The following is a 13921-nucleotide window of genomic DNA, read 5'->3' as shown; positions in this document are numbered from 1 at the left end:
GTGCGACACTCCCTCCATGTTCGGCGTCATCGACCTCCCCACTTATCTCGCGGGCCTGATCCTGATCGTGCTGCTGCCCGGCCCCAACTCCCTCTACGTCCTCTCCGTGGCCGCCCGCCGCGGGGTGCGGGCCGGTTACACGGCCGCGGCCGGTGTGTGGTGCGGGGACACCGTGCTGATGACGCTGTCCGCGGCCGGGGTCGCCTCGCTGCTCCAGGGGAACGCGCTGCTGTTCGGGATCGTGAAGTACGCCGGCGCCGGATATCTGAGCTGGCTGGCGATCGGCATGCTGCGGGCCGCCCGGCAGATGTGGCGGACCCGGCGGGAGCGGGCCGTCGAGGAGGCCGCGCCCGCCCAGGGCCCCGACGAGCGGCCCTTCCGCCGGGCCCTCGTCGTCAGCCTCTTCAACCCCAAGGCGATCCTCTTCTTCGTCGCCTTCTTCGTGCAGTTCGTCGACCCGGGCTACGCCTATCCGGCCCTGTCCTTCGTCGTCCTAGGCGCCTTCGCCCAGCTGGCCAGTTTCCTGTACCTGAGCGCCCTGATATTCAGCGGCACGCGGCTCGCCGCGGCGTTCCGGCGGCGCAAGCGGCTGTCCGCGACGGCCACGTCGGCGGCCGGGGCGCTGTTCCTGGGGTTCGCGGTGAAGCTTTCGATCGCCAGCGCGTGAGCGTTTGACCAGCCTTCGGCCCGGGACGGTCAGGCGGTGGTGCCGACGTGGCGGGGTTCGCGGAGCGGCTCTCGCCCCGGATCACCGACGACTCAGCTCATGGCGTCAGCCGCTGCAACACCCCTCTTCAGCATCCTTTTCAGGCGTGGCCCGAACGGTTTCTCCACGAACCGGTGGATCAGCCACGCCAAGGTCAGCATGCCCAGCACGGTCACGGCGAGCGTCGGCCACGGCGGCAGCCCGAGCCCCCGGTGCAGCACCCGGATGGCGAACCAGCCCAGGTGCTCGTGGACCAGGTAGAACGGGTACGTCAGCGCGCCTGCCGTGACGAGCCAGCGCCAGGAGGCCCACTGCGTCCAGCCCATCGCCACCGCGGCCACCGCGGCGAAGGCGAGGGTGACGACGGCGATGATGACGTACGGGCTGCGGTGGAAGTCGCCCTGCGCGCCGGCGTGCCACAGACTCTGCGTGGCGGTGCTCTGTCCCAGCAGCCAGGACACCGCGACGATGCCCCACAGCAGCATGTCGCCGCCGAAGCGGTGGATCAGGTACAGGGCGAGGCCGCCGATGAAGAAGGGGGCGTACTCGGGCATGACCAACTGGTCGGTGAGCGCGTTGCCGGAGGTGCGGCACACCACCGCCGCCAGCGTCCACACGCAGCAGAAGAGCACCACCCGGCGGTAGGTGACACCCCGCAGGACCACGAACAGGGCGAATAGGGCGTAGAAGCGGACCTCCACCCAGAGGGTCCAGCACACGCCGAGGACGCGGGTGGCGCCCATCGGCTGTTGCAGCATCGTCAGGTTGACCAGGAACTCGTCCGGCCGGACGGGGTGGACGACCACGGGCAGGGCCACGGCCGCCGCGGTGACCAGCACCAGGGCGACCCAGTAGGCGGGGTAGAGGCGGGCGACCCGGGAGCGGAAGAAGTCGCCGAGGGTGCGGCCCCAACTGCTCATGCAGATGACGAAACCGCTGATGACGAAGAAGAACTGCACGCCCAGGCAGCCGTAGGTGGCCAGCTGGGACAGGGTCGGGAAGACATGGGCCGGACTCTGGTGCCAGGACGCGGAGACGGCGCCGCCGCGTCCGGCGTAGTGGTAGAGGCAGACCATCAACGCGGCCAGCAGGCGCAGTCCGTCCAAGGCGTGCAGACGGCTCTGGCGTGCAGGGGCCGTTCCGCGGACCGGGGGAGCGGGCACGGCGGCAAGGACGGAGGAGGTAACAGGCATGGTTCTCGGGACCCAACCCGACCGGCGTTAATCGTCTTTGTATTCCAGGTGAAGATCTGCCTCCAAGAGCAATCGTTTCATCGCCGCCTGGGTGAATCACAGGAACGACTTGATCGACAAGCCAACGATTCGCTTGCCGGACCGCGTTCGTTCACCTGTGCGTTGCATTGCCTTCCTGGTTTCTCCCCCCACGTTATGGAGCGCCCCGAGTGGGGCGTGTCAGTGCACGAGCGGGATCTGGGCGCGGTCCCCGCCGAGCGGGCCCGGTCCGGGCCCGCCCCGCCGCGAGGGTCGCTCAGCGCCGTACGGCCTTGCCCAGACTGCGGGCCTTGCGCGCCACCCGGCGGACCGCCGCGTTGCGCGGGAGGAACGACAGCTGGGACGGCACCCCGCCCGGCAGGGCCAGCGAGGTCAGCCGCTTGCGCTTGAAGTAGCGCAGCGTCCGCTCGTTCAGGTTCTTCGCCAGCCAGCCCTCGGTCTCCGCGCGGAGCCTCGGCAGGATCCTCGGCTGCATCGCGAAGCCCACCGCGCGCACCAGCGCGCCCAGCGTCTCCACGTCCATGCCCCGCCGCTGCTCGCTGACGGCCGCCTTGTCGGTCAGCTCGGGCAGCAGCGCGTCCACGATCGTGACCGGCACGCGGTTGCTGTTCTCGTACGGCGTCAGCCGCTCCAGCAGCAGGTCGGTGCCGACCCGGGCGACCGGGAGGCCGTACAGCGCGGACGCGGTGAGCAGGGCGGTGGAGAAGCAGCCGACGACCAGCGCCGGACGCATCCGCTGGTACAGCACCTCCGCGAGCACCGGAGTGTCCAGCACGGTCAGCTCCACCTTCAGCCGTTCCGCCTCCTGCTCCAGGGAGCGGGTGAAGCGGGCCGGGGCCGACGGGTGCGGCTTGAACACCACCGTGGTGTGGCCGAGCGCGGCTGCTCCCTTCAGCATCCGCACGTGCAGGTCCTCCTCCTGCTCGGCGGTGAGGATGTCCAGCGCGGACAGGTACTGGCCGAGCAGCAGCACGGGCTCCTGGACGTCCGGCAACTCATCGCCGGGCGACGTCAGTTCGGCGAGGACCTTGGTGAAGGCGGCCGTCGGCAGGACCTCGCCGGGCACACCGAACTCGGTGAGCAGCAACGGCTTCAGACCCGGCACCAGGTCCAGGTGGAGGACCCGGTCCACGCGGGTGCCGACCAGCGGGTCGATCTTGTTGCGGGTGGGGCCGTAGCTCATCAGGCCGTCGGCGTAGACGGTGACCGGAGCGCCCGTGAAGATCTGCGCGAGCGCCAGTGACGGGTTGACCTGGATCGACTCGACGGCCAGCTCGACGTCGTCGGTGCCGAGCTGCCACTCGTGGCGCAAGTACCGTTCCCACAGCGGCAGATCATCGCCGCGGGGCGCCCAGCCGCCCGGGTGGAACGGGAAGATCGCCGCGTTGTACGACACCACGTCGTCGAACCGGTCCCGCAGCCGCTCGAAGCCCGGCATCTCGTTCAGCGCCGGTGACGTCTCGGGCGTGGCCGCGTTGTTGCAGACCAGCAGGATCCGCCGGTCGGCCGGGCGGAAGCAGCCGGAGTCCAGGGCGGCGGCGAGCGTGGCCGTGCCGTACAGCGTCGACGCCTGGAAGATCTGGGTGGTCACGCGGCGGCTCCCGCGGGGGCGGGACGGCGGCGCAGCCGGCGCAGCCGGGTGGAGCGCTGGAGGTCCATGGAGTCCAGCGCCTCGTCCAGCACGTCCTGCGGCATGCGCCGCAGGGCGGCCGCACTCAGGGATTTCAGCTGCTTCGCCACCGCCGGCTCGAACCTTTCGATGGATCCCAGGTGATGGGAAATGATCGCGCAATAGGTGCGAACGGCCTTGGGCAGCAGGACGTCGGCCTCCCGGTCCGCCGCCGTCTCCGCGATGACCTGATCGAACGCCCGGATGAAGTCGAGCTGCCGCACATCGCCGATCTGGGTGAGCGACGAGGCGACCCCGCGCCGGTAGAACACACCGAGCAGGCTCACCGCGGCGAAGGACTCCGCCTCCCGGTGCAGCTTCCAGATCCACGGCCGGTCCTCGGCCGTGCGCAGCCCGTCGGTGAAGTGCAGCAGCCCCTTGTCCAGCAGCCGGCGGTGATAGATGCCCGCCCACGCGTACGCGTAGTCCACCGAGGTGGACCGGTCGGCGGGCAGGATCGCCTCCCGGGGGCTGAGCACCGTGTTCCGCCGGCCCACCGGCACCCGGTGCACGCTGCGCGCCCGGGCGGTGCACTGCACATGGTCGGTGCGCAGGAAGTCGCAGCCCAGCTCCTCGATGGCGGCGAGCAGCCGCGGGTAGTAGCCGGGGGCGAGCCAGTCGTCGCCGTCCAGGAAGGTCAGATACTGGCCGCGCGCCCGGTCGATCCCGGTGTTGCGCGCGGTCGCCAGCCCTCCGTTCTGCTCGTGCCGGACCAGGACCGCGCCCGGCAGCTCGCGCTCCGCACGCGCGAGAATCGCTGGTGTCCCGTCGCGGGAGCAGTCGTCGACGAGAATGAATTCGAAGTCCTCACGCGCATTCGACTTCAGACTCCTGAGTGTGTCTGGCGCGTATTGCTGCACGTTGTAGAACGGCACGATGACGGAGAGCTTGACCACGTCAGGGACGTTAGGGCGCGGCCCGTCATTCGTCTTGACGGCCTGCTTGATACCCGGTGAACGCCACGTGGCGAAGCTGTGAACCAGGCTGTTTCGCGCGCCGATCGCGGCCCGATTCGCCATTCGGCGATGTGCTGTTAACCGTTTGTTGCGTTCGGGTTGGGCGGAACCTCTCCATCGCTTCCTAGCGTCTTCGACGTGCCAGCAAGTGCTACGAAGTCCCTGCGGGTCGCCGTCCTCGCGGACTCCGACACCCGGTGGAAGTGGGGCGCGCTCACCGCGCAGCGCCTCACTCCCGCGGCTGCCGAGGTCCGGCTCGACGGCTACCTCCTGCGGGGACGCGCCACCCCCACCGCCCGCCAGCTGAAGGAAGTCGGCGTCCAGGCCGACTCCCTGCGCGAGGTCACCGGCGTCGAGTTCCTGCGCGCGATGAGCGAGGACCCCGGCGACCGGTACGACGTCCTCGTGCTCGCCCTGGTCGGCGGCGGTGTGCAGGCGATGCTGCACGGACTGCGCGCCGCCTGGGGCTCCGGGAAGCGCCCCGTGGTCGTCACCGGCTACGTCGGCGTCGTCTACGAGAAGCTCACCGACGGGCTGCTGCTGCGGCACGGCGCGGACCTCGTCCTCGCCAACTCCCGCCACGACGCGGACCGGTTCCGGGCCGTGTACGAGGGCGTGGGCGCCGACGCCTCCTCGGTCACCGAGGTCGCGCTGCCCTTCCTCGGCGGCGAGCCGTACACCGGTGAACACGAGCCCTGCACCGTGGTGTTCGCGGCCCAGCCGTCCGTGCCGGACAACCGCCGGGACCGTGCCTACCTGCTGAACCGCCTCATCGAGCACGCCCGGAAGCACCCCGAGCGCGAGGTGCTGCTCAAGCTGCGCTCCAAGCCCGGCGAGCACACCACCCACATCGAGGAGCTGCCGTACCAGAAGCTGGTCCAGGACCAGGACCCGCCGGCCAACTTCCGCCTGGTGTACGGGCACATGGGCGAGGTGCTGGACCGCACCGACCTGCTGGTCACGGTCAGCTCCACGGCCGCCCTGGAGGCCCTGCACCGCCGTATCCCGACGGCCGTCCTCACCGACCTCGGGGTCCGCGAGGTGCTCGGCAACCACCACTTCACCGGTTCCGGCTGCCTCGCCTCCTGGGACCAGCTCGACGCCGGCCACCTGCCCGTGCCGGACGAGGCGTGGGTGGCCCGGCAGGGAGTCGCGGCCGACGGAAGCTACGACACGGCGTTCGACGGCGCCCGCGAGCGCATCGCCCAGCTCCTGGACCGGCCGGGCGGGCTGCCGCCCCTCACGCCCTACTACACGTCCGAGACCGCGCCCGGCTACCTGCCCGGCATCCTCGCCCGCCACCACCTCGGCCCCGACGGCGTACCGCTGCCCGGAGCGCCCGCCGCCGACAAGGCGCCCGGCCCCGTCCGGCAGATCGTGCGCCGGGCCGCGCGCGGCGCCTACCGGCACGGCGTCCAGCGGGTCGCCCCCGTGATCCGGCGGATGGGCGAGCTGTGACCTCACCCCAAGGAGTAGACCCCATGTCCAACTCGGCAGCGGGCCCAGGCGCTTCGATCCGCCGGGTGCTCGCGGTGATCCCCGCGCGCGGCGGCTCCAAGGGCGTGCCCGCGAAGAACCTCGCCCCGGTGGGCGGTGTCCCGCTGGTGTCCCGCGCGGTGCGCGAGTGCCGGGCGAGCCGGCTGGTGACCGACGTCGTCGTCTCCACCGACGACCAGGCCATCGCCGCCGCCGCCCGGGAGGCCGGCGCCGAGGTCGTCCTGCGGCCCGCCGCCATCGCCGGGGACACCGCCACCTCCGAGGCCGCGGTCCTGCACGCCATGGACACCCACGAGACGCTGCACGGCGCCCCCGTCGACGTGGTCCTGCTCGTGCAGTGCACCAGCCCGTTCCTCGTCCGCGAGGACATCGACGGCGTCGCCGCCGCGGTCGCCGAGAACGGCGCCGACACCGCCGTCACCGTGGCCCCCTTCCACGGCTTCGTCTGGCGCGAGGCCGACGAGCCCACCGAGGGCGGCCGCGGGGTCAACCACGACAAGTCCTACCGCCCGCGCCGCCAGGACCGCCCCCAGGACTTCCTGGAGACCGGCGCCGCCTACGCGATGGACGCGGCCGGCTTCCGCGAGCACCACCACCGCTTCTTCGGCCACACCGAACTGGTCCGCACCGACCCGGCCCGGGTGCTGGAGATCGACGACCCGCACGACCTCGCGCGGGCCCGGGCCCTCGCGCCCCTCTTCGACGCGGACCGCCCCGGTTCGCTGCCGACCGCCGACGACGTCGACGCGGTCGTACTCGACTTCGACGGCACCCAGACCGACGACCGGGTGCTGATCGACTCCGACGGACGGGAGTTCGTCGCCGTGCACCGCGGCGACGGCCTCGGCATCGCGGCCCTCCGCAGGAGCGGCCTCAAGCTGCTGATCCTGTCCACGGAACAGAACCCGGTCGTCGCCGCCCGCGCACGCAAGCTGCGGATCCCCGTGCTGCACGGCATCGACCGGAAAGACCTCGCGCTGAAGCAGTGGTGCGAGGAGCAGGGCATCGCGCCGGAGCGCGTGCTCTACGTCGGCAACGACGTCAACGACCTGCCGTGCTTCGCCCTCGTGGGCTGGCCCGTGGCGGTCGCGAGCGCTCACGACGTCGTACGCGGCGCCGCACGCGCGGTCACCACCGTCCCCGGCGGTGACGGCGCGATCCGAGAGATCGCCAGCTGGATCCTCGGCCCCTCTCTCGACTCCCTCCCCAAGTAAGGACACCCCCTGATGAGCACCAACTCCCGTCTGCGCACCTTCGGTTCGCGCGAGGTCGGCCCCGGCAAGCCCGTCTACATCTGCGGCGAGATCGGCATCAACCACAACGGTGAGCTGGAGAACGCCTTCAAGCTGATCGACGTGGCCGCCGAGGCCGGCTGCGACGCCGTCAAGTTCCAGAAGCGCACCCCCGAGATCTGCACCCCGCGCGACCAGTGGGACATCGAGCGCGACACCCCCTGGGGCCGGATGACCTACATCGACTACCGCCACCGGGTGGAGTTCGGCGAGGACGAGTACCGCCAGATCGACGAGTACTGCAAGGAGAAGGGGATCGACTGGTTCGCCTCCCCGTGGGACACCGAGGCCGTCGCCTTCCTAGAGAAGTTCGACGTCCCCGCCCACAAGGTGGCCTCCGCCTCCCTGACGGACGACGAGCTGCTGCGCGCCCTGCGCGCCACGGGCCGCTCCGTGATCCTCTCGACGGGCATGTCCACCCCGCGCCAGATCCGCCACGCGGTGGAGGTCCTGGGCTCGGACAACATCCTCCTGTGCCACGCCACCTCCACCTACCCGGCCAAGGCCGAGGAGCTGAACCTCCGCGTGATCAACACGCTGGAGAAGGAGTACCCGAACGTCCCGATCGGCTACTCCGGCCACGAGACGGGCCTCCAGACCACGCTGGCGGCGGTCGCGCTGGGCGCCACGTTCGTCGAGCGCCACATCACCCTGGACCGCGCGATGTGGGGCTCCGACCAGGCCGCCTCGGTCGAGCCGCAGGGCCTCCAGCGCCTCGTCCGTGACATCCGCACCATCGAGGCCTCCCTCGGCGACGGCGTCAAGAAGGTCTACGACTCCGAGCTGGGCCCGATGAAGAAGCTGCGCCGCGTCACCGGCGTCGTCGCCGAGGCGGAGATCGCCGCGGCGGCGGGCGAGCCGGTCTCGGTGTGAATCCAGGTCACTTACGACGGGACGGTCGTACGCCGATGAGCCCCCGCGCCGGTCAGGCCGGCCACCCCGCCCGCACGCTCGCCTTCGTGGAGAGCCCGGTACAGCTGCTGAACGTACTGGAGTGGGCACACCTGCACGGCCTGCACGACCCCGGCCCTTCCGGCCCGGCCGAGCCGTCCGGCCCCGGCCGGGCGGAGCCGGGCGCGCTGTCCGGCGCCGACGCCGGCGGCGCGGGGGCGGCCACGGCCTCCGTGCCACCGCCGGCCCTGCCCACGCAGCCCGGGCCGGCGCACATCGGCCCCGCGCACGCCGGCCCGGTGCCCGCCGTGCCCGTGCAGGGCCGGCGGTTGCCGGCCGGGGCGGCGGCGGCCGGTGCGGTGGCGGGCGGTGCGGCGGCGGGTGGTACGGCGGCGGGCGGTGCGGAGCTCACCGTCGTCGTGCTGTCCCCGACCGACCCCATGACCCGGGGCCAGCTGCGCCGCATGGCGGATCTGGCCCGGGACGAGGGGTACCGGGTGCGCTGGGAAGAGGCGCGGGGCGGTACGACCGCGCCCTTCCACACCATCGGCGGCCTGGCCGGTTCCCTGCGCCGGGCCGACCGGATCGTCATGGGGGACCCCTTCTCCCGCTACGTACAACTGCTGCTGACCATCACCCGCGCCCGCGACCTCGTGGTCGTGGACGACGGCACGGCGACGATGGAGTTCGTCGCCCAGCTGGCCCGCGGTGAACGCCTGGTCCGCTGGCACCGCAAGGGCGGCCGGCCCGGCGCCCGCGACCTGCTCTTCGCGCCGGTCTCCTCCTCCGCCCGGCGCCGCCTCACCCCGAGCGACCGCCGGCGCGTCGAGGTCTTCTCCTCCATGCCGGTGACCGAGATCCCGGACGGCGTGACCGTCACCGCCAACGACTTCGCCTGGACCCGCGCCCGCTTCGGGCCCCCGCGCATCACCCAGAGCGCCGACCTGGTCGGCACCTCCCTGGTGGAGACGGGGGTCGTGGACGGCGACCGCTATCTGGAGGCCGTCCGGAACCTGGCCAAGGCCCACGGCGCCACCCGTTACTTCGCCCACCGCCGCGAGAGCGCCGAGAAACTGCACCGCCTGGCCGCCGAGACGGGCCTGGAGATAGTCCGCCCGGACCTCCCGCTGGAACTGATCGCCCGCCGCGGCCCGATCGGCCGGACGATCCTCAGCTTCCCCTCCACCGTCGTCCACACCCTGCCGCTGGCCCTGGCCGGCACGGGCGTGCGGGTGGCGGTCTGCGACATCGACCCGACCTGGCTCACCGACACCGCCTCCCCACGCGCCCAGGGCTTCCTCTCCGGCGTGACCGGCACCGCCCGGGACGTCCACCGACTGGCGGCGGTGAGCCCGGCGTAACCGTGGCTCGTGGGGGCTCATGACCATGTGCCTGAGTACGGATACTCAGGCGGCCCCCGGCACCGCGCCCCTAAGCTCCATCACCGCGGCGGCACAAGATCGTCACGGCACCACCACGCCGCCGGCAGGACAGGGGGAGGGAGCGCGGATGACGTGGGACGAGTGGGAGCAGTCGAAGGCACGGACCGCGACCAGTGGCTCCGCACCGATGCGGCTGAACCACGTTCCGATGGATCCGGGTGGCGGCGGCACCGCGGCCGGTGACCTGAAGTCGGACAAGAAGGTCTGGGCCAAGGCCGGCGAGGCCGTCAAGGGCTTGCGGGACGACATCGGCAAGGCCCTGGGCAAGCTGGACGACGGACAGTCGGGGCTGGGGGACACGTCGGGCGTGCGGTCGGCGGCGGCGCAGCAGGAGCTGTACGCCTCCTGGAAGAAGTACCTCGGTGACGTGAAGGGCCGCTGCGGTGCACTGGGCGCACTGCTGGAACGCTCCGGGCACGACCTCGCGCTGTCCGACGCCGAGGTGAAGGCGGAGCTGGACAGGATCAGCGCCAAGTACCACGACACCGAGGCCGTCGGCGGCGACACGAAGGGCCGGTGACGGAGGTCCATGGACATCGCGACGTTAAAGGCCCTGAAGCCCGCCGAGTACGAGGAGGCGGCCGACGGGTACCGGGCCACGAGTGACATGGCGAGCACCGCCAAGGACACGGTGGAGAACCAGATCTCCGCCGGTATCCGCAACCAGCTGGAAGGCGAGACGGCCAGCGCGGCCCTGCGGGAGCTGAAGGAGCTCGGCAAGAACTTCCACTACGTCCAGACCGAGTGCGCGCTGGTGAGCACCGCGCTGAACGGGTTCGCGTACGACATGGCGGCGGCCAAGCGCAAGCTGGAGGCGGCCCTGGCGGACGCCGAGGCGGCGGGCTGCACGGTGGGCGCGGACGGCTCGGTCACCTTCCCGGCCGGCGGCACGGAGGTCGACGGCAAGGTGCCCGAGGGCGGGACCGTGTCGCCCTCGACCAGCCTGACGGATCCGACGGCCAGCGCGATCGAGCAGCAGGCCGTCCACCAGCACCCGAACCCGAACTTCGGCAAGGCCATCGGCTTCGCGAACCGCATCGGGGACGCGTTGCAGGAGGCCGCGGACGCGGACGCCAAGTGGGCACCGAAGCTGCGCGCGCTGAAGGCCGACGACGACCTGGTGGTGTCCTCCCGGGACTGGTCCGACGCCAAGTCCGACCAGGACGGGGTGAGCGAGGCCGGCAAGAAGTACCTCGACTCCCTGCCGCAGCCGCCCAGGGACGGCAGCCCGAAGGACAACGCGGCCTGGTGGAGCGGGCTCAGCGACGAGGAGCGCGCGACCTGGCTCTCCCTCCGCCCGGACACCGTGGGCAAGCTCGACGGTCTTCCCTCCACGGTCCGCGACGAGGCCAACCGTGTCGTGTTCGACGAGACCCGGGCCCGCTACCAGCTGGAGCTGGACTCCATCCCGAAGCCGCCGGTCAACGAGTGGACGTTCATCGCCGCCAACGGCTGGGCGTCCAAGGTCCACACCGACGAATGGATGGACTGGTACAAGCAGCACGGCGAACGCTACGACCACCTCACCAAGTCGCTCCACGGCATGGGCAAGATCCAGGAGCGCTTCGACAAGACAGGTGAGCGGGACCTTCCCGAGGCATACCTGCTGGGATTCAGCGCCGACGACGACGGCCGTGCGATCATCGCCAACGGGAACCCGGACACCGCGGACCACCAGGCCGTCTACGTACCCGGTACGACATCGGACCTGAACAGTGTCGAGGGCAACATCAACCGGATGGTCAACCTCTGGGACGTGGCCCATGCCAAGTCCGGCGGTCAGTCCGTCTCCACGATCACCTGGCTGGGCTACGACGCGCCGGACGAGGTCGTCAAGGACGCGCGGCACGACAGCTACGCATACGGGGGTGCGTCGGAGTTCAACAAGTTCCTGGACGGGCTGGAGGCATCACACTCCGGTGATACGCCACCGCACCGGACCGTGATCGGCCATTCGTACGGATCGACCCTCATCGGTGCCGCGGCCCAGAAGGGGACCCTCAACGCCGACGACGTCGTCTTCGCGGGCAGCCCCGGCGTCCTGGTGTCCGGTGCCGACGAGATGGACGTCCCCGAGGGGCACGTGTGGAACGAGGAGGGCGGCTCGGACCCGGTTCCGGAGCTTGGCCGCCCTTTCCTCGGCGGGGACGGCACCATCATCCCGAGCGACCCGGACTTCGGTGCCCATCAGATGGCGACGAGATCCCATGGGCACGGCGGGTACTGGGATCCCGGCTCCAAGAGCCTGTTGAACCAGGCGCTGGTCGTTGTCGGAAAGGGCGACGACGTGGAGCTGAACCCCTCGTACGGAACCTTCGGGCCGCCCGGTTCCTGGGATCATGTGAAGTAGGAGAGACCCCCCGACGTGAAGATCAAGCTGGGCGTCCTCGCGGTCGCCATGCCCCTTGCACTCACCACCCTCACCGGATGCAACATGACTGACAACGGTTCCGACGTCCCCTCCGCCGGCACGAGCACGTCGAGTGACGCCGCAGACGCGGTGGAAAGCGTCTCCAGCGGCATCCACGACCTGATCGGTGTCAAGGGGAAGACGTCCGACAGTCGCGCGACGGTGACGGAGTGTTCCGGCAAGGACCCGGACAAGTACTTCCGCGTCCTCCATCCGTGGAGCTTCACCCCGACGGCCCCCAGCGACGTCGAGACGGCCATGCAACGGCTCAGGTCGGCGCTGCCGAAGCACGGCTGGAAGATCGTCGAGTACGGGCCGGACACCAGTAGGAACAAGAACCTGAGGCTCACGGCCGACAACGACGCGAAGAAGGCCAGTGTGCACATCATCCAGCTGGCGAAGGACAACCCGCCGATGCTGAGCGTGGATGTCGTCTCCGGTTGCTACCAGGTCCCGGACGGCCAGAAGGCCGAGCACTTCTAGGCAACCGGACTCCGGAGAACCAGTGACGAACATCAGACCGCGTACGTCGGCGTTCTTCGCTTCCGTCGCCCTGACCGCTGTCACCGGATGCGGGGTGACGTCCGCCGAGGGGTCCGACGACGTCACGTACGCCGGCATCAGCACCTCCAGCGACGCCGCCGACGCGGTGGTGAAGGTGTCCAGCGGCATCCACGACCTGATCGAGGTCGAAGGGAAGCCGTCCGACGGCAGCCCCGGGGTCCAGGGGTGCGCGGGCAAGGACAGGGAGAAGTACTTCAAGATCTTCCACGCGTGGAGCTTCTACCCCGCCTCGGCGGCCGATCTGGACGTCGCGATGGAGAACCTCAAGGAAGGGCTGCCGAAGCAGGGCTGGAAGATCGTCCAGTACGGCCCCGACACCAGCGCGAACAGGAACGTCGTCCTGATCGCCGACAACGACGGGAGGCGGGCCGGTGTGCACATCGCGCAGATGAAGAAGAGGAACCCCCCGAAGCTGAGCCTGACCGTCGTCTCCGGCTGCTACCAGGTCCCCGACGGCCAGGAGGTCGAGCACTTCTAGCCGCCCGCCCCGCCTCACCCCCGGCGGGCCAGCACGAACCCCCGTGGGCGGGTCTCCTGCGCGGCCGGCTCCCGCAGGACCGTCGCGACCAAGTGCAGACCCGCCCCCGTCAGGGCCTCGGCGACCTGCTCCGGCGTACGCCAGTAGTAGTCGAGGTCGATGTCGTGGCCGAACCGCTCGGTCAGGTGGAGCCGGCCGGGCTCGGGGCCGGACTGGAAGCCGAGCAGGGCGTGCCCGCCGGGGGCCAGGGTGCGGCGGAACTCCGCGCAGGCCGTCGGCAGCTCCTCGTCCGGCAGGTGGATGGTCGAGTAGAGGGCGAGGACGCCGCCCAGGGTGGCGTCGGGCAGGTCCAGTGCGGTCATCGAACCGACGTGGAAGCGCAGGGCGGGGTACGCCGCACGGGCCAGTGTCACCATGACGGGGGAGAGGTCGACCCCGAACACCGGCACCCCCTGCTCGTGCAGCAGCGCGGTGACGTGCCCGGGCCCGCTGCCCAGGTCGGCGACGGGGGCGGAGCCGTTCGCCGTGACCAGCTCGGCGAAGGTCCTGATCAGGGTGCGGTCCAGCGGGTGGAGGTCCCCGGGAGGGAAGCAGGCGCCGTAGTCCTCGGCGATCGTGTCGTAGGAGGTACGGGTCGTCCGGAGGAAGTCCGCAGTCGAGTCGCTCACGTCGGCGGACCCTACCGGGAGGGCACCGCGGCGGGGTCCGGTTCGTGGACATCGCGCGCGTGACCCCCGCGAGGCGTGGTATCCGTGGAAGAGGAAACAGAGGTTTTACCCATCAG

General features: G+C 70.9%; 13 protein-coding genes. 9 read left to right on the top strand and 4 right to left on the bottom strand.

Annotated features, from left to right (window positions below):
- Window positions 1-16: 16 nt before the first annotated feature.
- Window positions 17-667 carry a leucine efflux protein LeuE gene (leuE, locus tag AQJ11_RS11185; protein WP_014674554.1) on the top strand — a complete coding sequence of 217 codons (651 nt, stop codon included), beginning with the start codon at window positions 17-19 and terminating at the stop codon, window positions 665-667.
- Between the two features lie 92 nt (window positions 668-759).
- On the opposite strand, the gene AQJ11_RS11180 is transcribed toward leuE, so the two are convergent.
- The 3 genes from AQJ11_RS11180 to AQJ11_RS11170 form a co-directional block, all read right to left on the bottom strand.
- Complete coding sequence (locus AQJ11_RS11180) at window positions 760-1812, bottom strand: acyltransferase family protein (RefSeq protein ID WP_058081664.1); 1053 nt, start codon at window positions 1810-1812, stop codon at window positions 760-762.
- A gap of 382 nt (window positions 1813-2194) precedes the next feature.
- Window positions 2195-3529 (bottom strand): polysialyltransferase family glycosyltransferase, encoded by a 1335-nt coding sequence (locus AQJ11_RS11175; RefSeq protein WP_059262931.1) that lies wholly within the window; start codon window positions 3527-3529, stop codon window positions 2195-2197.
- Window positions 3526-4503 (bottom strand): glycosyltransferase family 2 protein, encoded by a 978-nt coding sequence (locus AQJ11_RS11170; protein WP_059262930.1) that lies wholly within the window; start codon window positions 4501-4503, stop codon window positions 3526-3528. The genes AQJ11_RS11175 and AQJ11_RS11170 overlap by 4 nt, the downstream gene beginning before the upstream one ends.
- A gap of 198 nt (window positions 4504-4701) precedes the next feature.
- Between AQJ11_RS11170 and AQJ11_RS11165 the strand changes: the two genes are divergently transcribed.
- From AQJ11_RS11165 to AQJ11_RS11130, 8 genes are all read left to right on the top strand, one after another.
- Entirely contained in the window at window positions 4702-6021 is a 1320-nt protein-coding gene (locus tag AQJ11_RS11165; RefSeq protein ID WP_059262929.1) for a DUF6716 putative glycosyltransferase, read from the top strand.
- A gap of 23 nt (window positions 6022-6044) precedes the next feature.
- Entirely contained in the window at window positions 6045-7274 is a 1230-nt protein-coding gene (locus tag AQJ11_RS11160; RefSeq protein WP_014674559.1) for an N-acylneuraminate cytidylyltransferase, read from the top strand.
- Window positions 7275-7286: 12 nt separating this feature from the next.
- A complete protein-coding gene (locus AQJ11_RS11155; RefSeq protein ID WP_014674560.1) occupies window positions 7287-8225 on the top strand; it encodes an N-acetylneuraminate synthase family protein in 939 nt (312 codons plus the stop codon).
- A 35-nt stretch (window positions 8226-8260) separates the two neighbouring features.
- The gene (locus tag AQJ11_RS11150; protein ID WP_059262928.1) at window positions 8261-9604 is read left to right on the top strand and encodes a hypothetical protein; all 1344 of its coding nucleotides are present in this window, start codon (window positions 8261-8263) and stop codon (window positions 9602-9604) included.
- A 148-nt stretch (window positions 9605-9752) separates the two neighbouring features.
- Window positions 9753-10205: a hypothetical protein gene (locus AQJ11_RS11145; RefSeq protein ID WP_063807671.1), complete on the top strand. Its 453-nt coding sequence runs from the start codon at window positions 9753-9755 to the stop codon at window positions 10203-10205.
- 9 nt (window positions 10206-10214) lie between these two features.
- On the top strand, window positions 10215-12035 hold the full coding sequence (locus AQJ11_RS11140; RefSeq protein ID WP_059262927.1) for an alpha/beta hydrolase: 1821 nt from the start codon (window positions 10215-10217) through the stop codon (window positions 12033-12035).
- Between the two features lie 15 nt (window positions 12036-12050).
- Complete coding sequence (locus AQJ11_RS11135; protein WP_244218193.1) at window positions 12051-12578, top strand: hypothetical protein; 528 nt, start codon at window positions 12051-12053, stop codon at window positions 12576-12578.
- A 22-nt stretch (window positions 12579-12600) separates the two neighbouring features.
- Window positions 12601-13137, top strand: coding sequence for a hypothetical protein (locus tag AQJ11_RS11130; protein ID WP_059262926.1), 537 nt, complete (start codon window positions 12601-12603; stop codon window positions 13135-13137).
- Window positions 13138-13151: 14 nt separating this feature from the next.
- Here the strand turns inward: AQJ11_RS11130 and AQJ11_RS11125 are convergent, their stop codons facing one another.
- The gene (locus AQJ11_RS11125; RefSeq protein ID WP_059262925.1) at window positions 13152-13805 is read right to left on the bottom strand and encodes a class I SAM-dependent methyltransferase; all 654 of its coding nucleotides are present in this window, start codon (window positions 13803-13805) and stop codon (window positions 13152-13154) included.
- Between the last annotated feature and the right edge of the window lie 116 nt (window positions 13806-13921).

Source organism: Streptomyces corchorusii, from assembly GCF_001514055.1.
GTDB lineage: Bacteria > Actinomycetota > Actinomycetes > Streptomycetales > Streptomycetaceae > Streptomyces > Streptomyces olivaceoviridis.
The sequence above is the reverse complement of the archived record's forward strand: the minus strand, read 5'-3'. Positions and strand labels throughout refer to the sequence as shown.

What these genes read in the sequence shown, in the direction of transcription:
- leuE (WP_014674554.1), top strand. Translation starts at nt 17, where the DNA reads ATGTTCGGCGTCATCGACCTCCCCACTTATCTCGCGGGCCTGATCCTG.
- AQJ11_RS11155 (WP_014674560.1), top strand. Translation starts at nt 7,287, where the DNA reads ATGAGCACCAACTCCCGTCTGCGCACCTTCGGTTCGCGCGAGGTCGGC.
- AQJ11_RS11140 (WP_059262927.1), top strand. Translation starts at nt 10,215, where the DNA reads ATGGACATCGCGACGTTAAAGGCCCTGAAGCCCGCCGAGTACGAGGAG.
- AQJ11_RS11145 (WP_063807671.1), top strand. Translation starts at nt 9,753, where the DNA reads ATGACGTGGGACGAGTGGGAGCAGTCGAAGGCACGGACCGCGACCAGT.
- AQJ11_RS11160 (WP_014674559.1), top strand. Translation starts at nt 6,045, where the DNA reads ATGTCCAACTCGGCAGCGGGCCCAGGCGCTTCGATCCGCCGGGTGCTC.
- AQJ11_RS11150 (WP_059262928.1), top strand. Translation starts at nt 8,261, where the DNA reads ATGAGCCCCCGCGCCGGTCAGGCCGGCCACCCCGCCCGCACGCTCGCC.